Origin of the sequence: Streptomyces sp. NPDC093984, assembly GCF_044764595.1 — a bacterium.
In the GTDB taxonomy this organism is placed as follows: domain Bacteria; phylum Actinomycetota; class Actinomycetes; order Streptomycetales; family Streptomycetaceae; genus Streptomyces; species Streptomyces cynarae.
On sequence record NZ_JBIWIM010000005.1, the window covers coordinates 87,972 to 109,400 of the forward strand.

A 21,429-nucleotide genomic window follows, 5' to 3' on the forward strand; every position below is an offset into this window, starting at 1 on the left:
GCTCATGCGGGGAGGTCGTGCGGCACGGTGATGACGGGGCAGCGGGCGTGGTGCAGCACGCCCTGGCTCACCGAGCCGAGCAGCATGCCGGTGAAGCCGCCGTGCCCGCGGGTGCCCACCACCAGCCCGAGCGCGTGGGCGGAGGCCTCGGTCAGCACCTTCACGGGATGGCCGCCGACCAGCTCCTGATGCAGCGCGACGTCCGGATACGCGGCGCCGCGGTCGGCCACCGTCTCATGGAGCAGCCGCCTGCACTCCTTCCGGGCCGCGTGCTCGTCCAGCACCCCGAGCAGCCCCGGCTGCCAGACGTAGAGCGCGCGCAGCCCGGCCCCGCGCAGGGCGGCCTCCTGGAAGGCGACGTCGACGGCGGCAGCGGAACGCGCGCTGCCGTCCACGCCGACGACGAAGTACGCGTCCTCAGGGACGGTGTCCTGCGGTTCGGGCACGACGACCACCGGGCAGCGGGCGTGCGCCATGACGTTCAGGGTGACCGAGGCGGAGAAGACCTCCCGGACCCGGCTCAGATGCCACGACCCGAGGACGACGGCCGCCGCGTCGTGTCCCTGCTCCCGCAGGACCCACGCCGGGTCGCCCTCGGCCGGCAGACCGGACACCTCGACCCCCGGCTGCCGGGCCTCCACGAACGACACCGCCGCCTGGAGCACCTGCTCCCCCGCCTCCCGCAGCGCCCGGGTGCAGGCCTCCCAGGAGGAGGGCGGCTCCCATCTCCTGATGCCCGCGGTGGGCGGCGTCGCGGCGTGCACCAGACGCAGCGGCACCCGGCGCAGGGCGGCCTCGTCCGCCGCCCAGGCGAGCGCCCACCGCTTGGCGGGATCGGGGTCGACACCGGCCACGATGGGCCGGCGATCCTCCGGTCGAGCCATCGTCGTCTCCGGCGATCAGAACTGACGGGGTCCGGGCGCGCCCGTGCGCGCCCGGACCCGTCGCTCAGGCCGCGAGGGCGTGAGCGGGGTGCAGCACCACCTTGGTGTAGCCCTCGATCCTCTTGTCGAACTTCTCGTACGCCTGCGGCGCCTGGTCCAGCGGCAGTTCATGGGAGACCACGAAGCTGGGCTTGGCCCGCCCCGCGATGATCAGATCACGCAGCTGGCGGTTGTACCGCTTGACGTTGCACTGGCCGGTGCCCATCTGCTGACCCTTCTCGAACATCCGGCCGATGGAGACCAGCAACTGGCCCCGCTTGGCGTGCTCGTCGGGTCCGCCGGGGTCGGAGGGCACGTACAGGCCCGGTACACCGAGCATGCCGGTGGGCCGCACCGTCTCCACGAGCTCGTTGAGGACGATGGCGGGTTCCTCGTGGCTGGCGTCGTGCGCCTGGGCCTGGTAGCCCACGGCGTCCACGCCCTTGTCGGTGCCCTCTCCGTTCGTCTGTTCCTTGATCTGCTCGGCCGGGTCGCCCTTGGTGAAGTCGATGGGGATGGCCCCGATCTCCTCCGCCTTGGCGAGCCGCTCGGGCACCCGGTCGACGGAGAACACCTTCGACGCCCCGCGCAGCAACGCGGAGTAGGCGGCCATCAGACCCACCGGGCCGGCACCGTAGACGGCCACGCTCTCACCGGGGGACACCTGGGCGAGTTCGCATCCGTGGTAACCGGTCGGGAAGATGTCGGCGAGCAGGACGAAATCGGTCTCGAACTCCTCACCGGGCGGCAGTTTCAGGCAGTTGAAATCGGCGTAGGGCACCCGCAGCCGCTCCGCCTGACCACCGATGAACGGCCCCATCGCCACATATCCATAGGCGCCGCCGGCGAATCCGGGATTCACCGTGAGGCAGAACCCGGTCTTTCCGACGAGGCAGTTCTTGCAGAATCCGCAGGCGACGTTGAAGGGCATCACCACACGGTCACCCTCGGACAGGGAGGTCACGCCACTGCCGACCTCCTCGATGATGCCGAGGTTCTCGTGTCCGAAGACGATGCCCGACTCGGCCGCCGTGCGGCCTTCGTACATGTGCAGGTCCGAACCGCAGATCGCGGTCGACGTGACCCGTACGAGCACATCGTTCGGGTGCTCGATCCGGGGATCCTGGACATCCCTCACAGCCACGCTGAAGGGCTTCTCGTAGACGACGGCTTTCACCTGCGTCACCTCCGCGTCGAACGCCGGCTGACGGCGGCGGAACGGAGCCGCTACCGGGGGAGGCACTACAGGCGCGGGCCCTCGGGCTTGTGCCGTGGCCCCGTTCGCGCTCTTTCACCGCCGGACACCTCCAGAAAACGCCCGTACGGCAGGGGCCGCAACCCATGTCGGCGCGGTCCGCCGCGGGGTCCTGCGCTCAGCTCTCCCCAGGGACGGGGATCGCCTCCCGCGCGCTGGTGGAGGAGTCGATCCTCGGTGCGAGACGGCGCAGTCGCCGCGCCGTGGCCTCGGCGCCGTCCGGCACCGAGACTGCGAGGAGACGGAAGGGGGCGCCGGGCCGCAGGGCGACGCACACGACGGGCGGGCCCGGCCTCACCACCACGAAGTCCTCTCCGCCGGGATGGCCCCGCGTTCCGATGCACAGCGTCCCGGGGATCCACAGCCCCCGCCGGGCGTCTCCCCGCAGGGCACGCCACCAGTCGGGTTCGACGGTCACCCGGCGTACCGCCTCGAGCGGCACGCGTACGTCACCGTGGCGGGCGGCCGCCTTTTCCCGCCATCTCAGGCGTACGACGAGATCGTCGCCGTCGACGAGTATCCGTGCCATGGCGCTTCCTCCCTTCCATTCTGACGTCCGGCGTCACGTCCGGGAGGAATCCGCGTGTTTCTCGAAACGTCTCACCATGCGAACGCTCTCTTACTCCCCGCCGCGGTATCTCGTTCAATGGCTTTTCCGCCGGCTGCCGTCAGCGAGAGGAGACGCGCCGTGGGTCAACATGTTCACGTGCGCATCGGACACGGTCTGAGTGTGAGCGAGAACGGCGAACTGATCGAGTCGTCCCGCTGCCGCTGTGGCGCCACCTGGACCAAGACGTACCGGGTGGACGAGGACGCGCCCGAGGAGTGACGGGAACACGGGACCGGCTTGTCGTTCACGCGATGACAGGGCCCGCCCCGGGTACGGGCAGGCCCAGGCGGGACAGCGCACCGCTCAGCCAGGCAGTCAGGGCGGCGGCCGCCGGCACGGGCGCGGCCTCCCCGGGCGCCTCGGCCCCGGCGTCGTCACCCCCGGCGGGCAGCCATCCGGCACCGGCCAGGCGCTGCGAGAGCGGCTTCAGCGTCCCGTGGAGGAGCGTGGCGGTCGCGATGGACGCCACAGTGGTGCCCCAGCCGACGGGGCCGAGCGGTGTGGAACCGAAGAACCGGCTGATGCCCGGGGTCTGGACGATGCCGACGAGCACGGCGGCCGAACCGAGGGTGGCGGCGAGCACCTGGAGGTCCGCGCCGCCGCTGGTGAGGGTCTGCGCGAGCTGGGTGCCGACCACCGCGACCAGCGCCACGGTGGCGGCGCGGCGGCGCGTGCCGGTGAACCGGGCGGCCGTCCAGGCCAGTCCGGCGCCGAGCGCCGTGGTGAGCCCGCGCTGAACCATCTCCTCGGTGAGCGAGGTCCCCAGCGACTGGTGCGGTCCTTCCCGGAGCAACTGCTCCCCGGTGCTCTCGGCCGGCGTGCGGACGGCGATGGACAGCGCCGGGGCGAGGTCGGTGAGAAGGTTCACCAGCATGATCTGGCGGGCACTGAGCGGTGAGCTGCCCGCCACGGCAGAGGCGAGCACGCTGAAGGTGACCTCCCCGAGGTTGCCGCCGATCAGGATGGCCAGCGCGGTCCTGACCGAGGTCCACATCGCCCGGCCCTCGGTGAGCGCGGCGACGATCGTCTCCAGACGGTCGTCACCGATGACGAGATCCGCCGCGGCCGTCGCCGCGGGCGTGCCGCGCCGCCCCAGGGCGATGCCGACGTCGGCGAGCCGGATGGCCGGGGCGTCGTTGGCACCGTCGCCGGTCATCGCCACCACGCGGCCGAGCCGCTGGAACGCCTCGACGATACGGACCTTGTTGTGCGGGGTGCACCGGGCGATCACGTCCACCGTGGGCAGCAGAGCGTCGAGTTCGTCGTCGTCGAGCGCGTCCAACTCCGGCCCGGTGCAGACCTTCTGGTGGGACTCGCCGGTGACGGAGGCCGCGATGGCCTCCGCGGTGGCGGCGTGGTCCCCGGTGAGCAGGACGGTGTGCACGCCCGCCGCGCGCAGCCGGGCGGTGGCCGGCGCGGCCGAAGGGCGTACCGGGTCGGCGAGGACGACGAAGCCCACGAAGACCAGGTCCCGCACCGCGGCGTCGGTCAGCTCCTCGCCCTGGCCCAGGGCGCGTTCGGCCACGGCGAGGACGCGGCGGCCCGCGCCGGCGAGCTCCTCCGTGGCCCGGGCGAGTGCCTTGCGCCCGGCGTCGTCGAGCGCGCTCTCGGCCCCGTTCCGGCGTCTGCGCAAGCAGCGGGCCAGGACGGTCTCCGGGGCGCCCTTGACGCTCAGCAGGGTGGAGCCGACGGTGCGGCCCACCGTGGCGTGGTAGGCCCGGGACGGGTCGAAGGGCAGGGTGCCGCTGCGCCGCCAGCCGGGCGCGCCGCGGCCGACCGACACCCGCGCCCGGCGGGCCCCGGCGTCCACCGCCCGGTCGGTCTGGTGGGCCATCGGCTCGGACTGCCGGGCGGCGGGGGTGGCCCGGAGCGCCGCGGACAGGATCGCCTTGTGCCGCGGGCCCAGCCGGTCGACGGACATGTTCCGCTCTCCGTCGCTGACCGCGACGAGCTGGAGGTTGCCCTCGGTGAGGGTGCCGGTCTTGTCGAAGCAGAGCACATCGGCCCGGCCCAGCGCCTCGATGGTGCGCGGGTTGCGGACGAGGGCGCCCTGCTCGGCCAGGCGGCGCGCGGAGGCCAGTTGGGCGGCGTTGACGAGGAACGGCAGGCCTTCGGGGACCGAGGCGACGGCCAGGTTCACCGCGGAGGCGAGGCTCTGGGCGAGCGGGCGCCCGTGCAGCAGTCCCGCCCCGGCCACCGCCACCGCGGACGCCGTCGCCACGGGAAGGCTGGCCTTGGTCAGCGACGACAGCCGCGCCTCGACGCCGGTGACCGGTGCGGCCTCCCGTGCGGTGGCCATGGTGCGCCCTGCCTCGGTGGCCGCGCCGGTGGCCACCACCACGGCGACCGCCTCGCCTGCGGAGACGGTGCTGCTCTCGTAGAGCATCGAGGAGCGCTCGGTGAGCTGCGCGGCGACCACGGGGGCCGGGGTCTTGGCGACGGGCAGGGACTCGCCGGTCAAGGACGACTCGTCGACCTCCAGACCCTCGGCGTGCAGCAGCCGGCAGTCGGCGGGCACCACGTCCTCGGGCCTCAGCACGACGACGTCCCCCGGCACCAGCTCCTCGGCGGTGACCAGCCGCTCGACGCCCCCGCGCCGCACCCGTGCCCCGACCGCGGAGCGCGCGGTCAGCTCGGCGAGCGCGCGCTCGGTGCGGACCCGCTGCACACCGCCGACCAGCGCCGAGGTGGCGGTGACCGCGGCGACCAGTGCGGCGTCCGCCCTGGACCCGACGGCGGCGGCCAGGGCGGCCCCGCCCGCGAGCACCGGAGTCAGCGGGTTGGCCAGTTCCTCGACGAACGCGGACAGCAGGGTGGTGCGCGGCGCGGCACCCGTCCCCGAGGGGCCTTCGGCCCGCGCGGCGGCCTCCTGCGGGGAGAGCCCGTCGGCGGACGTCCGCAGCCTCTGAAGGACCCGCGCGGGCGGCATCAGGTGCCAGGGCACGGTCGCCACGGAGGGGGTGACGGGGCGGGAGCAGAGTTGCCGGGCGCGCCAGACACCCAGGCAGAAGGCGATCGCCCCGGCCGTGTTGCACGCCGCCTGCCCGCGCGAGCACGCCTCGGTGGCCGGTGCCCGCAACGCCGCCACCGCGCCGATGCCGCTGCCGCCGGTGGACAGCACGGCGCTGTCCCGGTCGACCCGGCGGGCCACGCCGACGCCGGACAGGATCAGCGCCACGGCCTCCAGATCGGTGCCGACGAGCAGGTCGGCGCCCCAGGCCGGCGGCTCCCCGTCCCGGTGCACGCCGATGCCGCAGTCCGAGGCCGCGAGCGCACGGCGGTTGCCCGACACCAGCAGCACCACCGCGCCGTCCGCCTGCAGGGCCCGCACCGACGCCACCAGGTGGCGCCCCGAGGGCACCGTGGCGTCGACGAAGCCGAGGCGCGGGTCGGTCCGGTCGCCGGCGAGGACCACCCGGATCCGGGAACGTCTGGCGGCCGCGGCCAGGGCCTGCGCGCCCGGAAGGGTCTGCGTCGCCACGCCCGCGACGGCCATCAGGCGGCGCCGCAGGGCGAGTCCCAGCACCCGTTCGCCGCCCCGGGACCGCAGCCGCTCGGCATCCGGGCGCCCGGTGCGGCCGGTCAGTTCCAGGTCCTCGAGCGGGCCGAGCACCCAGCCTTCGCCGTCGCGCCGGACCCGTGTCGGCGCGGCCGGGTCGAACAGGGCGAAGAGCCGGTCGGAGCACTGTTCGGTGTCGGCGCCGTCGAGCGGCACCAGGTCGGTCAGCTCGTACCGCCCGCCGCGCAGCACGTCCACGTCCAGCACCACGGTGTCCACCTGGCCCAGGCGGCGCAGCGCACCGCGGTCCATGGCCACGACGCCGCGCAGTGCGAGGAACCGGCCGAGGCTGGTGGCGAAGCCCTCCCGCCCGGCCTCGGGAGCCTTCGGCATGCCGGCCAGCGCCACCGCGAGCGCGCGCCGCGGTCCCGCGTACGGCGCGGTCAGGGCGCCCACGGCGGCGCCCGCCCCCATGGCCCGTTCGGCGTAACGTGCCGTCACGTCGCGGTGGACCCGCGGCCGTTCCACGACGACCGGCTCGGCCTGCGCGTCCTCCGGTCCCCGCACCAGCCGCGGCTCCGCGTCCGCCCACGCCTCGAGGGTCGCGTTCGCCTCCCGCCACTGCGCGATGCGCTGGGCGGCGTCGAGCATCAGTCCTCCGCCACGGGTGGCCAGGCCCTGGACGAGCGCGTTGAGCGTCGGAACCACCGATTCGGGGCGTTCCAGTTCCGTGAGGCCGGCGGTGACCAGCCTGCGCAGCCACGGGTGGCACTGGACTGCGGTGGCCAGCGCGCCCACCTCGGCCGGCAGCGGTGTCCACGGCGACAGGCGGGTGGCGACCGTGAGGAGCAGGCCCGCGATGTCCGCGGCGAGGACCGGGAGGGTGGGCCGGCTGTGCGGCGCCTCACAGGGGTGGTGCGGTCCGGGGCACCATTCGTCGTACTCGCCGGGCTCCGCGGTGGCGGCGGCCCCGTGGGCCTCGGCGTGGGAGACGATCCGGAGCAGCTCCTGCCGCGACGGCGGCGGCGAGGCCAGTTCCACGACGACCCGTTCCGCCGGTGCGTTCACGCGCGCCCACAGGACCCCGGGATGCTCCTCCAGCGCGCGCTCCACGATCCGGCCGACCCGCAGGCCGCGGGGACCGTGCACGCCGCGGACCTGGATGTGGCAGCGGCCCGGGCGGGACCACACGTCCCTCCGGCCGAGGCCGAGCAGCGTCACGGCCGCCTCCGCGGCACCCCGGGCGCCGGCGGCCAGGCCGTCGGCCAGCGGGCCCGGCAGTGGCAGGCGCGTCCCTGACAGCAGCGACATCCGTGCCACCTCCCGAGCGGGCCGGTCCCCGTACGGATCCGATCATCGCGCGCACCGGAAGCACCCGCTCGGCGGGCTGATCCGAACGGCTTCCCGGCTCGCAGGCCCCTTTCCCCGCCGGTACCGTCTGCCTCGGTGGGGGGCGATGTCCCGGACCCACGAACGGATGTGAACCGTGACCACGCCGAAGACCGCGCGAAAGTCCACGCAGAAGCGCCCGGTGAAGACCGCTCAGAGACGCACGGTGACGAGCAGCACGAAGGCGGGGCAGCCCGCCGCCGCGGCGCGCACCAGGCAGCGCTCCGACGCCTCGTCGGCCGCCCGACGGCCTGTCGCCGGCCGGCCGAACGCGACACAACCGACCACAGGACAGCCGACCACAGGGCAGCCGACCACGAGACAGTCGGCGACAAGGCCGGCGACGACAAGACAGGCGGCAGCGACACAGCCGAGGAGGAGACAGGCGACGAGCCGGACGACGAAGAGACAGTCGTCCGCTCGACAGTCGTCCGCGACGCGGCCGGTCGCTCGACAGTCGTCCGCTCGACAGTCGTCCGCGAAACGGCCGGCGACGAGGCAGGCGACCACGAGACAGGCGGCGGCGAGAGGGGCGACCACGAGACAGGCGACGGTGAGACAGTCCGTCGCGGCTCGGCCGGTCGTGCGGCAGTCGGCCGTGAGACGGCCGGAGAGGAGGCCGCCCGCCGTCTTCGGTGGGCGCACGATCACGCTGACCGTCCCCTCGCTCGGCGAGGCCGCCACCTGGGCGGTCAACGCCGTCGCGGTTCCTGTGGCCGCCGCGCGCCGGGTCCTGCCCGAGGCGCACGGCCTGCCCCTGTACGTGGGTCTCGGCGCGCTGGCCGTCGCGGGCGCTCTCGAGGCGCCGGTGGCCCTGGGGCTCGGCATCGGCTACGCCCTGCTCCGGCACAAGGGCCCGCTCGCCCGGTTCTCCGGCTCGAAGTGACGGCGGACGTCGCGGGCGCGGGACGGCGGGCCCTCGGCCGGTCGTCCGCCCGCCGATCGCCGGTCGTCCGCCCGCCGACGGACCTTCGCCTCCCGGACACCGTGCCGTCACACCGGGCGGGAACGTTGCTCGCGTCCCCCTGCCTCGCCTTGCGTCCGTCCGCCGCGCACCCGCGGGAGTGATGGGGAAGGACGATGTGCGCCGTGTCCCTGCTCCCGCTCGACAACCTCTCCCGACCGCTCCCCGCCCCCGTCCGCTCCCCTTCGTACGCGCGCCTTGCCCGCCGTGCGCTGGGCCTGGTCCCGCTCCTGCTGGTCGGGGCGTGGGCGGTGGCCGACTGGCGTGCCGTGCGCGACGGCACGGCACGGTTGGCCTCCGCCGACCCCTGGTGGCTGGTGGCCGGGGTCTTCTTCACCTGCCTGGGCTGGGTGACCGCGGCGTGCGTCCGCCAGGGCGCCGTACCGGAGCGGCTTCCGCCGCTGCCGCTGCTCGCGTCCCAGTTGGCCGCCGGGGCGGCCAACCACGTGCTGCCGGCGAGCATCGGCGCCCATGCCGTCACCCTGCGGTTCCTGCAGGCCCACGGCATCCCTTTCGCCCGGGCCACCGCCTCGCTGGCCCTGTACTCGCTGGTCAAACCGATCGCGAAGACGCTGGTGCTCGTGGCTTTCGTCCTGGCGTTCCCCAGGATGCTGAGGCTCGGCCGACTCGTCCCGGACGAGGGGACGTTGCTCCTGGTGGCCGGAGGGGCGGTCCTCGGTCTCGGCACGGCCGCCGTGCTCCTGACGGCCGTACGTCCGTTGCGCCGGGCGGCGCTCGGCTTCGCGCGCACCGCCCTGGCCGACGCGCGGCTGCTGCACACGCGGCCCAGCCGGGTCCTCGCCCTGTGGGGCGGTTCGGCCGCCGCCCCGGTGCTCCAGGCGAGTGTGGTCGCCTCGGCCGGTGCCTCGCTCGGCCTTCCCTTGTCCTGGCCGCAGATGATCTTCGCGTTCCTCGCCGCGAGCACGGCGGCCGGGGCCGTCCCCGCACCGGGCGGCATCGGCCCGGTCGACGCGGCGCTGGTGGTCACCCTGGTCGCGTACGGCGCACCGGTGGAGCTGGCCACGGCCACCGTGATCGGCTACCGGGTCCTGACGGTCTGGCTGCCGCTGCTCCCGGGCGCGCTGGCCCTCGCGGCCCTGGTCCAGCGCAAGGTGCTGTGATCCGGGGGAATCCCGTCAGGTCACAGCGGGTCCGCCCGTGCCGCCCCACGTTTGTCCCCCCGTCCCCCGATCACCCGTCATGCATCGGCGGGGCACCCAAGGAGCGGGAGGATGATCGCGGAGCAGGCCGTGAAACTGATCCGGCAGGCCGTGCACCACGTGTGGGACCGGCTGAAGACGTACGACCTGGTCCGGCGCGGCCGTGAACTGGAGCTGATGCACCGCGCCCTCGGCTTCGCCACGCTGGCCCTGGTGACGCTGGCGCCCCTGCTCATCGTGGTGGCGGCCGCCGACCCTCTGGCGCACGGGGGCTTCACGACGTGGCTGGTCGACGGCATGGGGCTGTCCGGCCGGTCCGCGCACGTGGTCACCGCCATCACCGCCGCGCCGCGCAAGGTGATCAGCGCGACCAGTGTGTGGGGCGGGATTCTGCTCGCCGTATTCGGGGTGTCCTTCGGCGGGAGCGTCCAGAACGGTTACGAACGGATCTGGAACCTGCCTCCCGGCCCGTGGCACCGCATCTGGCGCCAGGCCACCTGGCTGATCGTGCTCACCACCTACCTCTACCAGGAGGTGCAGACACGTCTGGCCTTGCACGGATGGCTGCGGGTCGCGGTGTCCCTGGCGACCGGCGTGCTGTTCTTCTGGTGGGGCCAGCGCTTCCTCCTGGGCGGTCAGGTCCGCTGGCGAGACCTGCTGCCGGGCGCGCTGGCCACCGTGGTCGGGCTGATCGGTCTGCGGGTCTTCTCCTACCTCGTCTTCACGCCGCTCATCGTCAGCAACGCGGTCAGTTACGGACCGCTCGGGGTCGTCCTCGTACTGGAGTCCTGGCTGACCGGCGTCGGGTTCGTGGTCTACGGCGGTGCGCTGTTCGGCCGCTGGTTCTGCGAACACCACTGGCGGCCGCGCTACACGCACTGATCGGCCCGCCACCGCGCCCGCCACGGCTCAGCTCGGCGGCGCCCCGTACACGCGGTACGGCTCGGCGTCGGCCCACTTGACGTCCAGGCCGAGCCCCGGGCGTCCGGTGTCCGGTCGCAGGGCGCCGTCCTCGGGCGACAGGGCGCCGTCGAACAGCAGGTTCTCGACCCGTACGTGGTCGTGGAAGTACTCCAGGTGCCGCAGCCGTCGTACGGCGCAGAAGGCGTGCGCGGACACCGCCGGGGCGCAGTGCGCAGACAGGTCGAGGTCATGGGCCGCCGAGAGGCCGGCCACCTCCAGGACGCCGGTGATGCCGCCGCAGCGGGTGACGTCGGCCTGGAGGCAGTCCACGGCCGGACGCTCCACGAGGTTGACGAAGTCCCGCATCGTGTAGGCGTACTCGCCCGCCGCGATCTCCACTCGCTCCGGTCCGCGCTCGCGCAGCAGGCGCAGTCCTTCCAGGTCGGCGGAGCTGACGGGTTCCTCGAACCAGCGCACGTCCCACTCGTCGTGGAAGCGGCGCGCCCAGTAGAGCGCCTCCTTGCGGCCGAGCGCCCCGTTGGCGTCGGTGAACAGCTCCGGCTCGTCGCCGACCGCCTTGCGCACCGCGGTCAGCCGCAGCGGGTCGCGCTCCGGTTCCCGCGAGGTCTTCAGCTTGACGCGGGGGATGCCCTGGTCCACCCATCCGGTGAGCTGCTCGGTGAGGCGGGCCGGCGAGTAGTTGGTGAAGCCGCCGCTGCCGTAGACGGGCACGCGGTCGTGGTAGGCCGGGAGCAGCCGGACCAGGGGGAGCCCCAGCAGCCTCGCCTTGAGGTCCCACAGCGCCACGTCGACGGCGGACACCGCCATGGCTCCCACGCCCGGGCGCCCGGCGTTGCGGATCCGCACGCCCATCCGCTGCCACAGGGCCGGCGGCGAGGTCACGTCCTGCCCCTTGACCGCCGGCACCAGCTTGGATTCGACGAACGAGGCGGCCGACACGTCCCCGTAGGTGTACCCCAGCCCGGTCCGCCCGCCGGCGTGGACCCGGACCAGGACGACCGTGGTGGAGTCCCAGTCCAGCGTTCCGTCCTGCTCCTTGCCGTCCGGGCCGTCGGTGGGCACCTCGAAGGCGTGCACGTCCACCGCGTCGATGCGGCACTCGGCCGTCGCCGGGCCGGTGGCCCCGGCGGTTCCGGTGTCAGTCCCCATGGTGGCGTCCGGGGAGGCGCTCGGCGTACTCGGCGAGCTTCTGGCGCACGCCCCTTGTGGCGATGCCCACCCTCTCGGGGTCGCGCACGGCGGCCTTGGCGGCCTTCTTGCCCTGCTCGGTCACGATGTGCGGCGGGATCGGGGCGATCTCCGGGTCCACCTTGAACTCCAGCACCACCGGCCGGTCACTGGCGAGCGCCTCGTCCCAGGCGGCGCCGACCTTCTTCGGCTTGTCGCAGTAGACGCCCTTCAGGCCGAGGAGTTCGGCGTACTTGGCGTACGGGACGTCGGGGATGGACTGGGAGCCCGGGAACTTGGGGTCCCCGGCCATGGCCCGCTGTTCCCAGGTGACCTGGTTGAGGTCCTGGTTGTTGAACACGCAGAAGACGAACGGCGCGGGTCCGGACAGCCGGTCCAGGTACCGCTTGACGGTGATCATCTCGTTCATGCCGTTCATCTGGAACGCGCCGTCGCCGACGAACGCGATCACCGGCCGCTCCGGATACGCGAACCGCGCGGCGATCGCGTACGGCGTCCCCGGACCCATCGTGGCCAGCGTGCCCGACAGGGAGGCCTGCATGCCCTCGCGCAGTTTCAGATGGCGCGCCCACCAGTTCGTTCCCGAACCCGAGTCGGCCGTCAGGATCGCGCCGTCGGGCAGCCGGGGCGACAGCTCGGCCGCGACGGCCTGGGGGTTGATCTTCCCGCCGAAGTGCTGGTCGGACCACTTCTCGCAGACCGCGTTCCACTCGGCGACGTCCTTCTCGATCTTCTTCCGCCAGCCGCGGTCCTCCTTGCGCCTGAGCAGCGGCAGGAGGGCCTTGAGCGTCTCCTTGGAGTCCCCGACGAGATGGGCCTCCATGGGATAGCGGATGCCGATCATCCGCCCGTCGATGTCGATCTCGACGCCGCGGGCCTGGCCCTCGTCGGGCAGCCATTCGGCATACGGGAAGCTGGTGCCGACCATCAGCAGGGTGTCGCAGCCCTGGATCATGTTGTCGCTGGCCTTGCTGCCGAGCAGACCGATGGGGCCGGTGACGAACGGCAGGTCGTCGGGCAGCACTTCGCGGCCCAGCAGCGCCTTGGCGACCCCGGCGCCCAGCAGTTCGGCCGTCTCGACGACCTCGCTCTCGGCGTGGGCCGCACCCTGGCCGATGATCATGGCGACCTTGCTGCCGGAGTTCAGCACGTCGGCCGCCTTGCGCAGCTCGGCCTCGTCGGGCAGCACCCGGGGGCGGCTCCAGCCCACGCTGGAGAAGACGGCGCCGTGCGTCTTGGGCGGCGAGGGCTGGGCGTCCGCCTCCTGCACGTCCTCGGGAATGATGATCGTGGCGACGCCTCGGGTGGTCAGCGCGGTTTTGAACGCCCGGTCGATGACGTGCCGGGCCTGCCCCGGGTGGACCACCATCTGACAGAACTCGGAGACGTCCGCGAACAGTTGCTCGAGGGCGATCTCCTGCTGGTAGTGCGAGCCGAGACAGAGCCGCTTCTGCTGGCCCACCACCGCGACCACGGGCTGGTGGTCCAGCTTGGCGTCGTACAGCCCGTTGAGCAGGTGCACCGCGCCGGGGCCGGAGGTGGCCGTGCAGCAGCCGACCTCGCCGGTGAACTTGGCATGGGCGCACGCCATGAAGGCGGCCATCTCCTCGTGCCTGACCTGGACGAACTCCGGATGCCCCGCGGCCCGGTCGAAGGCACCGAGCAGTCCGTTGATCCCGTCCCCCGGATAGCCGAAGACCCTTTCGACACCCCACTCGCGCAGGCGCTGCAACATGAAATCGGCGACCAACGTCATGTCTGCTCCCTCGCCACGCACCTCTGCCGCCACGATGAGTGACCCTCTCGGGCGACGCGTAAACGGCACGGGCGACGCGGCCACCCTCACGCCGTAGGCGCCGGAAACCGGAGAATCTACGACACGCCGCCCGTCGTGCCGCCGCCCGCCGGTCAGCCGGCTGTCTTGGGAGGGTCCTCGGAGTCGGAGGGCGGGGGCGGGGGCGGACCGAAGCGGACTCTGATCTTCTGGAAGCCCTTGAAGGCCTCGGTGGCCGCGTACGACTGGTAGGCGCGCCGGTCGGCCGAAGTGAGCTGCACCCGGTCGGTGAACGGGGTCAGCAGGCTGCGCGGCCACAGCCGCATGATCCGGACCACGCTGACCTCGGCCGTCATGAGGAAGATCAGTGCGCCGAGGTAGAGCCAGGCCAGCAGACCGAGGACGATGCCGAACAGGCCGTAGGTGGCCGTGGCGCCGTGCAGCACCTTGCTGACGTAGTACGAGCCGCCCCACTGCAGCAGCTGCCAGGCGAAGGCGCCGCCGAGGACGGCGCCGAACAGACGGCGCAGCGGCAGCCGGCGCCGGATCAGCGTCCGGTAGATGAGCAGCAGCAGAGCCGCGTTGAGGACGATGGCCGCGGCCGCGGCGGCGACTCTGACGCCGGTCTCCAGCCGGGCGCCGAAGACGCTCGCCCGCGACTCCGCGACGGACAGCCCCGTGGTCAGGCACAACCCGAGCGCGAGGATCGACAGGAACAGCAGGCCCCTCAGCCGTGACCGGAACGGATCGGGGCGCGCGTGCCGTGGCACGGCCCAGATCTTGTTCAGCGCGTGCTGCGCGGCCTGGGCCACGCCCAGGGCGCCGTAGAGGCTGCCCACCACGCCCACCACGAGGGCGACGCCGCTGCCGTGGAAGGAGTGGATGTTCTCGCCGAGCTGGTCGCCGATGACGGGGAACTCGCCGAGCGCGGAGTTCAGCAGGCGTTCCCGCAGCTGGGGGTTGCCGCTGAGCAGGGTGCCGAGGACGGAGACGAGGATCAGCAGCAGCGGGAACAGCGACAGGAACGAGTAGTAGGTGAGGACCGCGGCGAGATAGGTCGCCTGGTCGTCGTAGAACTTGTACAGCACCGCGAGCGGCAGCCCCGCCCAGCGGTGGCGCCGCTGGTACGCGTCCACGCGGGCCACGACTCCCATGGTCTGCCTCGTGCGCTCCGCCGGGCACCCGCCGGCACCTCACGTCGTCCTGCTCGTGAGGATAGGTCAGGTGGCATGCACCCGCCACTGGGCGGGTGTCCGACACGACGGGCCATTCAGCCGCATGCGCGTGCGCAGCAAGCGCCGTTACGGGATCTTTGACCGCGTAATTTCCATTCGCGGCTTTTTCCCGTATCTGGAGTTGTTGCGATGACCGCACAGACGGAGCCGGCCACACTCGTACCGGTCGAGGGGCGTCGCCACCCGGGGCGCGTGGTGGTGTCCTGGCTGACGACGACGGATCACAAGAAGATCGGGCATCTGTATCTGATCACGTCGTTCGTCTTCTTCCTGGTCGGCGGGGTGATGGCGCTGCTGATCCGGGCGGAGCTGGCGCGCCCGGGCCTGCAGATCGTGTCCGAGGAGCAGTACAACCAGCTGTTCACGATGCACGGCACGATCATGCTGCTGCTCTTCGCCACCCCGACCTTCGCCGGCTTCGCCAACGCGGTCATGCCGCTGCAGATCGGCTCGCCCGACGTGGCCTTCCCGCGGCTGAACATGCTGTCGTACTGGCTGTTCCTGTTCGGCGCGCTGATCGTGCTGAGCAGTTTCCTCACCCCCAACGGGGCGGCGGACTTCGGCTGGACGGCCTACACCCCGCTCAGCGGCCCGGAGCGCACCGCCCACCTCGGTGCCGACCTGTGGATCATGGGGCTGGCACTGGCGGGGTTCGGGACCATCCTGGGTGCGGTCAACTTCGTCACCACGATCGTGTGCATGCGCGCTCCCGGCATGACGATCTTCCGGATGCCGATCTTCACCTGGAACGTGCTGCTGACCTCGGTCCTGGTCCTGTTCGCCTTCCCCGTGCTGGCCGCCGCCCTCTTCGCGTTGGAGGCCGACCGCCGCTTCGGCGCCCATGTCTTCGATCCGGCCAACGGCGGGTCGATCCTGTGGCAGCACCTGTTCTGGTTCTTCGGGCACCCCGAGGTCTACATCCTCGCCCTGCCCTTCTTCGGCGTGATCACCGAGATCATCCCCGTGTTCGCCCGCAAACCGATCTTCGGCTACATGGGCCTGGTCGGTGCGACGATCTCGATCGCCGGCCTCTCGGTCACGGTGTGGGCCCACCACATGTTCGCCACCCAGGCCGTGCTGCTGCCGTTCTTCTCCTTGCTGACCTACCTCATCGCCGTGCCGACCGGTGTGAAGTTCTTCAACTGGATCGGCACCATGTGGAAGGGCTCGCTGTCCTTCGAGCCGCCGATGCTGTGGGCGGTCGGCTTCCTCGTCACCTTCCTCTTCGGCGGGCTGACCGGCGTGATCCTGGGCTCGCCGCCACTCGACTGGGAAGTCACCGACAGCTACTTCGTGGTCGCGCACTTCCACTACGTGCTCTTCGGCACCATCGTGTTCGCGATGTTCGGCGGATTCAGCTTCTGGTGGCCGAAGATGACCGGCACCATGCTCAACCACCGCCTGGAGTACATCCACTTCTGGACGCTGTTCGTCGGCTTCCACACCACGTTCCTGGTCCAGCACTGGCTCGGCGCCGAGGGCATGCCCCGCCGCTACGCCGACTACCTGGCCGCCGACGGCTTCACCTGGCTGAACACCGTCTCCAGCATCGGCGCCTTCCTGCTGGGCCTGTCCACCCTGCCGTTCCTGTACAACGTGTGGAGGACCGCGCAGTACGGCGAGCGCGTCCAGGTCGACGACCCCTGGGGTTACGGCCGCTCGCTGGAGTGGGCGACTTCCTGCCCACCGCCGCGCCACAACTTCACCACCCTGCCCCGGATCCGCTCCGAGTCCCCCGCCTTCGACCTGCACCACCCCGACCTGGCCGAGGTCGACTACGCGACCTACACCGGCAAGCGCGACGTCATCGAGGCACCGGGACACCAGGGACCTGCGCGGTGAGCGCCGCACCGGACGACAGGACACCGCACACCGAGGGGCCCGCGCTCGCCGCCGAGGTCGAGGGTTACCTGCTCGCCCACGCCGAGTACGACAGGGCGCACCGCGAAGCCGAGGCCCTGTGCGCCCGGCTCCCCTGGCTGACGACCGCACAGGCCGAGGAGCTGGTACGCCACTACGTCACCCAGCGTCTCGACATCACCCGTCAGACACTGGCCACCATCGCCCGACGCGCCCGGCAACTGCGGGACGAGTACGAGGCCCGGTACGCCGCACTGCGGCGCGCTCTGTTCAAGGCTCACGCGGCGTGCGCCTGCGCACTCCTCGGTATCACAGGCCTCATCACGGCCCTGTGCCCCCTGACACGGTGAACGCACCTCCCGCACACCTCCCCCTGTGACGCACGACACAGGGGGATGGACAAGTTTTTCCCAAAGCAATGATCGATGCGGCTGGCGCCTACGTACCTCCTGCTGTACAAGCCGCTCGTGCATGGAGGCAGCATGCCCATATCCCGCAACATCGCAGGAACCCTCTTCGTGGCCGGGGCACTGGGCCTGACCCTCACCGCCCTCGCCTACCCCGCCATGCTCGGCGTCCAGACCACGTCCAGCTCTCCGGACCGGGTCATCGCCAACACGCGGTACGGCCCGCTGACCGAGTCCGACCGCGACTTCGTCGTCAAGGTGCGTTCCGCGGGGCTGTGGGAGTACCCCCTGGGCGAGATCTCGCTGAAGAAGGGCTCGTCGCCGGAGATGCGGGAAGCCGGCAAGCACCTCATCGTCGGGCACGCCGGACTCGACGAGATGTGCCGCAAGATCGCCCCGGAGCTGGGCATCACCCTGCCCAACCGGGCGACACCGCAACAGCAGCAGTTCGTGGCGACCGCGGACGCGGCCAACGGCAAGGAGTTCGACTCCACCGCCGCGAACATCATGCGTGTGACCCACGGCCAGATCTTCCCGGTGATCGCCAAGGTCCGTGCCACCACCAAGAACACGCTGGTGCGTCAGCTCGCCGACCTGGCCAACGACACCGTCCTGGACCACCTGACGATGATGGAGAAGACGGGCACGGTCAACTTCGACCAGGCCAACTTCCAGCAGACCACCCCGCCCAAGCTCCCCAAGGACCAGCTCACCCCGCCGGCGCCCCAGCCCGGAGAGCCGATGGTCGTCCTCACTCCGCGCCCGGACCTGAACATCAACACGGCCTCCCCCACGCCCAGCCCGTCGGCCAACTGACGCCCGCCGACGCGGTGGGAGGGACGGCGGCGGGGGTCATCGTGCCGCCAGGCGAGCGGATGCGGCTCCGGCTCGCTCTCCGCGGGTGCCGACGACGTCGTCCGCGGCCCGCGCGGGGCCCTCACGCTCCGGCATACGTCCTTTCCACCGCGCGGCGCTCCCGGCTCCCGCGAACCCCCACTCGCCGGCCGGTGGACGCCGTCCACGGCGGCTCGTCGCTGGGCCGAACGGGCCGGGCTGCCGAACTGCCGTCTCCGGGACGGAATCCCCCGAGGGTGTTTCCGGCGAGCGCGCCCGGGGGACTCGTGCCAGGCTCGAAACGCGAGTGAGCGCCGAGCTCGACGGGTGCCGGTGACGACTGGGCGAGCCCTGCCGTCACATGCCCGTCGTCCGTCCGCAGGGCGGCCAGGCGTCGCGCCGCAGGCGGAGATGTGACGACAGGGTCCAGGAGGTCGGGGCATGACGCGTGGCAGCGGCGCGGAGGCCGGCGGGGCAGGCGAGGAGGCCGTGCGCGCCAACCTGCTCTTCGGTCCGCAACCCGACGTGGCGAAGGCGTCCGGTTACACCGACACCCCGCCGCGCATGGGTTTCTTCACGGACACCTCGGTGTGCATCGGCTGCAAGGCGTGCGAGGTGGCCTGCAAGGAGTGGAACTCCGTACCCGAGGACGGCCTGGAACTGACCGGCATGTCCTACGACAACACCCAGGGGCTGGGCGCGGACTCCTGGCGGCACGTGGCGTTCATCGAGCAGCGCAAACCGCTCGGCGGTCAGGAACCCGGTGCCGGTCACCAGGACGTCGACGTCTTCGACGCCGCCCGGAGCCTCGGCACCTCCGCCTCCTCCCCGGGTCCGGGAGCCACGGCGCCCACGCCCGGCTCCGCACCCCCCGGCGCACCGGCCGGGGAGATCTCGCCGGTGTCCCCGGACGGACGCACCGAACTCCGCTGGCTGATGTCCTCGGACGTCTGCAAACACTGCACGCACGCCGCCTGTCTCGATGTGTGCCCGACCGGCTCGCTGTTCCGGACGGAGTTCGGCACGGTGGTGGTCCAGGAGGACATCTGCAACGGCTGCGGGTACTGCGTGCCCGCCTGCCCGTACGGCGTCATCGACCAGCGTCCCCACGACGGGCGGGTGTGGAAGTGCACCCTGTGCTACGACCGGCTCGGCGTCGGGATGGAACCGGCCTGCGCCAAGTCCTGCCCCACCGACTCCATCCAGTTCGGCCCGCTCGACGAGCTGCGCGAACGCGCCGCCGCCCGGGTCGCACAGCTCCACGCCGCCGGCGTCACCGATGCCCGCCTGTACGGCGAGAGCCCCGAGGACGGTGTCGGCGGCGACGGCGCGTTCTTCCTGCTGCTGGACGAGCCGGAGGTCTACGGACTGCCGCCCGACCCGGTCGTCACCACCCGGGACCTGCCCTCGATGTGGCGGCACGCGGCGGCGGCCGCCGCATCGCTCGCGGCGCTGGCCGCCGTCAGCTTCGCCAGGAGGCCGCGATGACCGGCTCCGACGTCACCCGCGACGGCGTGGAGGGGGCCCGCCCCGGACGCGAGGCCCTCACCGGCGCGCACACCGGACGCCGCCGGCGACGCCGCGGACGCGGTGAGCGGTCCATGGTGCCCGAGGCGCGGTTCTCCTCGTACTACGGCAAACCGATCCTGAACAAGCCGGTCTGGAAACCCCTCGACATCGCGGGCTACCTCTACCTCGGCGGCCTCGCGGGCGCGTCGTCGCTGCTCGCCGCCGGGGGCCAGGCCACCGGACGGCCGGTGCTGGCGCGTACCGCGAAGCTGGGCGCCGCGGGCGCGATCTCGCTGTCGCTGGCCGCGCTCGTGCACGACCTGGGGCGCCCGGCCCGTTTCGTCAACATGCTCCGCGTCCTCAAGCCGACCTCACCGATGAGCGTCGGCTCCTGGCTGCTCGCCGGTTACGCGCCGCTGACGGTGGCCGCCGCGGCCGCCGACGTCGCGGGCCGCTACCGCATGGCCGGGGCCGCCGCCACGGCGGGCGCGGCCGTCCTGGGACCGGCGGTCGCCACCTACACCGCCGTCCTGATCTCCGACACGGCGGTGCCCACCTGGCACGAGGGCTACCGCGAGATGCCGTTCGTGTTCGCGGGATCCGCCGCGAGCGCGGCGGCCGGGCTGGGCCTGGTCGGCGCCCCGGCGGCGCAGGCGGGGCCCGCGCACCGTATGGCGGTGCTGGGCGCCGCCCTGGAGCTCGGCGCCTTCCGGCTGATGAAGCGGCGCACAGGCCTGGCGGCGGAACCGTACGAGCAGGGCAGGCCCCGTACGCTGCTGCGCGCCGCGGAGGCGCTCACGGCGGGCGGCGCGGCGCTGGCGGCCCTCGCGGGCCGGCGTCCGGGCCGCCGTCTGTCGGTGACGGCGGGCGCGGCACTGCTGGCCGGCTCGGCGGCTCTGCGGTTCGCCGTTTTCCACGCCGGGGTGGTGTCCGCCGAGGACCCCAAGTACACGGTCGTGCCGCAGCGGGAACGGCTGGACGCGCGCGGTCGCTGACGGCCCGGCACCCGGCCGGGCGGCCGTTTCACCGGCCGCGCGGAGGGTACCCAGGACCAGCCGGGCCGGAAGGAGGTGGACGTCATGCCCACCCGGAGCCAGGTGTTGGACCTGCTCTCGGACGGCCTCGACTACGAGGAGGCCGGCCGGCGGCTCGGCATACCCGCGGGGCAGGCATTCCTGATCGCGACGGGGCTGCCCGCGGACGGCGGCGACACCCTCACCACCGCGGAGCAGCACCGTCCGGGCATGCCCGGGGAGTCCACCCAGCACCTGTCCAGCCCGCCGTCCGAGAACCCCACCGGCAAGGACGCCGTACACCAGTGGGTCAAGCACCGCGCCGCCGCGGACCGCCAGATGCGGCGGGCCGCCGAGCAGCGGGATCTCCGCCCGGAGGGCGAGCGGGCCCCCGGTGACGTGCACGAGGTGACCACGGTGCTGACGCGCGACCACGACCGGGTGACGGCCCTGCTGAAGCAGGTGCAGGCTCTGCCGGGCGCCAAGAAGGGCGGCTCGAAGGCCCAGCGGTCGCGCAGGGGGTTGCTCGTCGGCCTGATCACCGAGGCGTTGCGCAGTCATGAGCCGGCCGAGCAGCGCCACCTCTGGCCGGCCGTACGGGAGGCGCTCGACGACGGGGACCATCTGGCGGATCAGGGGCTCCGGCAGGAGCGGGAGGGCGCCGGCACCCTCGCGGCCCTGAGCGAGGCGTCCCCGGACACCGAGGAGTTCGACGACCTGGTCGAGCAACTCGTGGACCGACTGCGCCGGCACGCGGCGTTCGAGGATGCCGTCTTCGCCCGCCTGCGGGAGAATCTGCCGCAGGAGGACCGGGAACGTCTGGGGTCCGGCGTCGTGCGCGCCTGGGAGGCCGCACGACGAGGAACCGAGCGGGAGGAGTAGCCA

The 21,429-nt window shown here is 72.6% G+C and carries 17 protein-coding genes; 9 read left to right on the forward strand and 8 right to left on the reverse strand.

All coding sequences use genetic code 11. From position 1 onward, the window contains the following. Window positions 1-2: 2 nt before the first annotated feature. The 5 genes from ACIRC0_RS19865 to ACIRC0_RS19885 all read right to left on the reverse strand — a co-directional run bounded on the left by ACIRC0_RS19865 (window position 3) and on the right by ACIRC0_RS19885 (window position 8,216). Window positions 3-884: a universal stress protein gene (locus ACIRC0_RS19865; RefSeq protein ID WP_403617445.1), complete on the reverse strand. Its 882-nt coding sequence runs from the start codon at window positions 882-884 to the stop codon at window positions 3-5. Between the two features lie 64 nt (window positions 885-948). Then, on the reverse strand, window positions 949-2,100 hold the full coding sequence (locus ACIRC0_RS19870; protein WP_403617446.1) for a glutathione-independent formaldehyde dehydrogenase: 1,152 nt from the start codon (window positions 2,098-2,100) through the stop codon (window positions 949-951). A 196-nt stretch (window positions 2,101-2,296) separates the two neighbouring features. Further along, window positions 2,297-2,707 (reverse strand): hypothetical protein, encoded by a 411-nt coding sequence (locus ACIRC0_RS19875; RefSeq protein ID WP_403617447.1) that lies wholly within the window; start codon window positions 2,705-2,707, stop codon window positions 2,297-2,299. Between the two features lie 325 nt (window positions 2,708-3,032). Next, entirely contained in the window at window positions 3,033-7,598 is a 4,566-nt protein-coding gene (locus ACIRC0_RS19880) for an HAD-IC family P-type ATPase (protein ID WP_403617448.1), read from the reverse strand. 231 nt (window positions 7,599-7,829) lie between these two features. Beyond that, complete coding sequence (locus ACIRC0_RS19885; protein WP_403617449.1) at window positions 7,830-8,216, reverse strand: hypothetical protein; 387 nt, start codon at window positions 8,214-8,216, stop codon at window positions 7,830-7,832. 58 nt (window positions 8,217-8,274) lie between these two features. On the opposite strand from ACIRC0_RS19885, the gene ACIRC0_RS19890 reads away from it, so the two are divergent. The 3 genes from ACIRC0_RS19890 to ACIRC0_RS19900 all read left to right on the forward strand — a co-directional run bounded on the left by ACIRC0_RS19890 (window position 8,275) and on the right by ACIRC0_RS19900 (window position 10,682). Further along, a complete protein-coding gene (locus ACIRC0_RS19890; protein WP_403617450.1) occupies window positions 8,275-8,562 on the forward strand; it encodes a hypothetical protein in 288 nt (95 codons plus the stop codon). Window positions 8,563-8,765: 203 nt separating this feature from the next. After that, window positions 8,766-9,761, forward strand: a complete 996-nt coding sequence (locus tag ACIRC0_RS19895; protein WP_403617451.1) for a YbhN family protein — start codon at window positions 8,766-8,768, stop codon at window positions 9,759-9,761. A gap of 111 nt (window positions 9,762-9,872) precedes the next feature. Continuing rightward, window positions 9,873-10,682, forward strand: coding sequence for a ribonuclease BN (locus ACIRC0_RS19900; RefSeq protein WP_403617452.1), 810 nt, complete (start codon window positions 9,873-9,875; stop codon window positions 10,680-10,682). 27 nt (window positions 10,683-10,709) lie between these two features. Here the strand turns inward: ACIRC0_RS19900 and ACIRC0_RS19905 are convergent, their stop codons facing one another. The 3 genes from ACIRC0_RS19905 to ACIRC0_RS19915 form a co-directional block, all read right to left on the reverse strand. After that, window positions 10,710-11,873: an enolase C-terminal domain-like protein gene (locus ACIRC0_RS19905; protein WP_403617453.1), complete on the reverse strand. Its 1,164-nt coding sequence runs from the start codon at window positions 11,871-11,873 to the stop codon at window positions 10,710-10,712. Then, on the reverse strand, window positions 11,863-13,668 hold the full coding sequence (locus ACIRC0_RS19910) for a thiamine pyrophosphate-requiring protein (RefSeq protein WP_403617454.1): 1,806 nt from the start codon (window positions 13,666-13,668) through the stop codon (window positions 11,863-11,865). Before ACIRC0_RS19910 ends, ACIRC0_RS19905 begins: the two co-directional genes overlap by 11 nt. Before the next feature lie 152 nt (window positions 13,669-13,820). Then, window positions 13,821-14,840 (reverse strand): YihY/virulence factor BrkB family protein, encoded by a 1,020-nt coding sequence (locus ACIRC0_RS19915; protein ID WP_403617455.1) that lies wholly within the window; start codon window positions 14,838-14,840, stop codon window positions 13,821-13,823. Between the two features lie 210 nt (window positions 14,841-15,050). Here ACIRC0_RS19915 and ctaD point away from each other — a divergent pair, with 210 nt between their 5' ends. The 6 genes from ctaD (at window position 15,051) to ACIRC0_RS19945 (ending at window position 21,426) form a co-directional block, all read left to right on the forward strand. Continuing rightward, entirely contained in the window at window positions 15,051-16,763 is a 1,713-nt protein-coding gene (gene ctaD, locus ACIRC0_RS19920; protein WP_403617456.1) for a cytochrome c oxidase subunit I, read from the forward strand. Continuing rightward, on the forward strand, window positions 16,760-17,131 hold the full coding sequence (locus ACIRC0_RS19925; protein WP_403617457.1) for a hypothetical protein: 372 nt from the start codon (window positions 16,760-16,762) through the stop codon (window positions 17,129-17,131). The genes ctaD and ACIRC0_RS19925 overlap by 4 nt, the downstream gene beginning before the upstream one ends. Before the next feature lie 132 nt (window positions 17,132-17,263). Further along, window positions 17,264-18,004: a DUF4142 domain-containing protein gene (locus tag ACIRC0_RS19930; protein ID WP_403617458.1), complete on the forward strand. Its 741-nt coding sequence runs from the start codon at window positions 17,264-17,266 to the stop codon at window positions 18,002-18,004. 459 nt (window positions 18,005-18,463) lie between these two features. Next, the gene (locus ACIRC0_RS19935; protein WP_403617459.1) at window positions 18,464-19,510 is read left to right on the forward strand and encodes a 4Fe-4S dicluster domain-containing protein; all 1,047 of its coding nucleotides are present in this window, start codon (window positions 18,464-18,466) and stop codon (window positions 19,508-19,510) included. Continuing rightward, a complete protein-coding gene (gene nrfD / locus ACIRC0_RS19940) occupies window positions 19,507-20,526 on the forward strand; it encodes an NrfD/PsrC family molybdoenzyme membrane anchor subunit (protein WP_403617460.1) in 1,020 nt (339 codons plus the stop codon). Before ACIRC0_RS19935 ends, nrfD begins: the two co-directional genes overlap by 4 nt. An 84-nt stretch (window positions 20,527-20,610) precedes the next feature. Beyond that, window positions 20,611-21,426, forward strand: coding sequence for a hemerythrin domain-containing protein (locus ACIRC0_RS19945; protein ID WP_403617461.1), 816 nt, complete (start codon window positions 20,611-20,613; stop codon window positions 21,424-21,426). Window positions 21,427-21,429: the final 3 nt, after the last annotated feature.

What these genes read in the sequence shown, in the direction of transcription:
- ACIRC0_RS19865 (WP_403617445.1), bottom strand. Translation starts at nt 884, where the DNA reads ATGGCTCGACCGGAGGATCGCCGGCCCATCGTGGCCGGTGTCGACCCC.
- ACIRC0_RS19905 (WP_403617453.1), bottom strand. Translation starts at nt 11,873, where the DNA reads ATGGGGACTGACACCGGAACCGCCGGGGCCACCGGCCCGGCGACGGCC.
- ACIRC0_RS19910 (WP_403617454.1), bottom strand. Translation starts at nt 13,668, where the DNA reads ATGACGTTGGTCGCCGATTTCATGTTGCAGCGCCTGCGCGAGTGGGGT.
- ACIRC0_RS19880 (WP_403617448.1), bottom strand. Translation starts at nt 7,598, where the DNA reads ATGTCGCTGCTGTCAGGGACGCGCCTGCCACTGCCGGGCCCGCTGGCC.
- ACIRC0_RS19900 (WP_403617452.1), top strand. Translation starts at nt 9,873, where the DNA reads ATGATCGCGGAGCAGGCCGTGAAACTGATCCGGCAGGCCGTGCACCAC.
- ACIRC0_RS19875 (WP_403617447.1), bottom strand. Translation starts at nt 2,707, where the DNA reads ATGGCACGGATACTCGTCGACGGCGACGATCTCGTCGTACGCCTGAGA.
- ACIRC0_RS19915 (WP_403617455.1), bottom strand. Translation starts at nt 14,840, where the DNA reads ATGGGAGTCGTGGCCCGCGTGGACGCGTACCAGCGGCGCCACCGCTGG.
- ACIRC0_RS19935 (WP_403617459.1), top strand. Translation starts at nt 18,464, where the DNA reads ATGACGCGTGGCAGCGGCGCGGAGGCCGGCGGGGCAGGCGAGGAGGCC.
- nrfD (WP_403617460.1), top strand. Translation starts at nt 19,507, where the DNA reads ATGACCGGCTCCGACGTCACCCGCGACGGCGTGGAGGGGGCCCGCCCC.
- ctaD (WP_403617456.1), top strand. Translation starts at nt 15,051, where the DNA reads ATGACCGCACAGACGGAGCCGGCCACACTCGTACCGGTCGAGGGGCGT.
- ACIRC0_RS19930 (WP_403617458.1), top strand. Translation starts at nt 17,264, where the DNA reads ATGCCCATATCCCGCAACATCGCAGGAACCCTCTTCGTGGCCGGGGCA.
- ACIRC0_RS19945 (WP_403617461.1), top strand. Translation starts at nt 20,611, where the DNA reads ATGCCCACCCGGAGCCAGGTGTTGGACCTGCTCTCGGACGGCCTCGAC.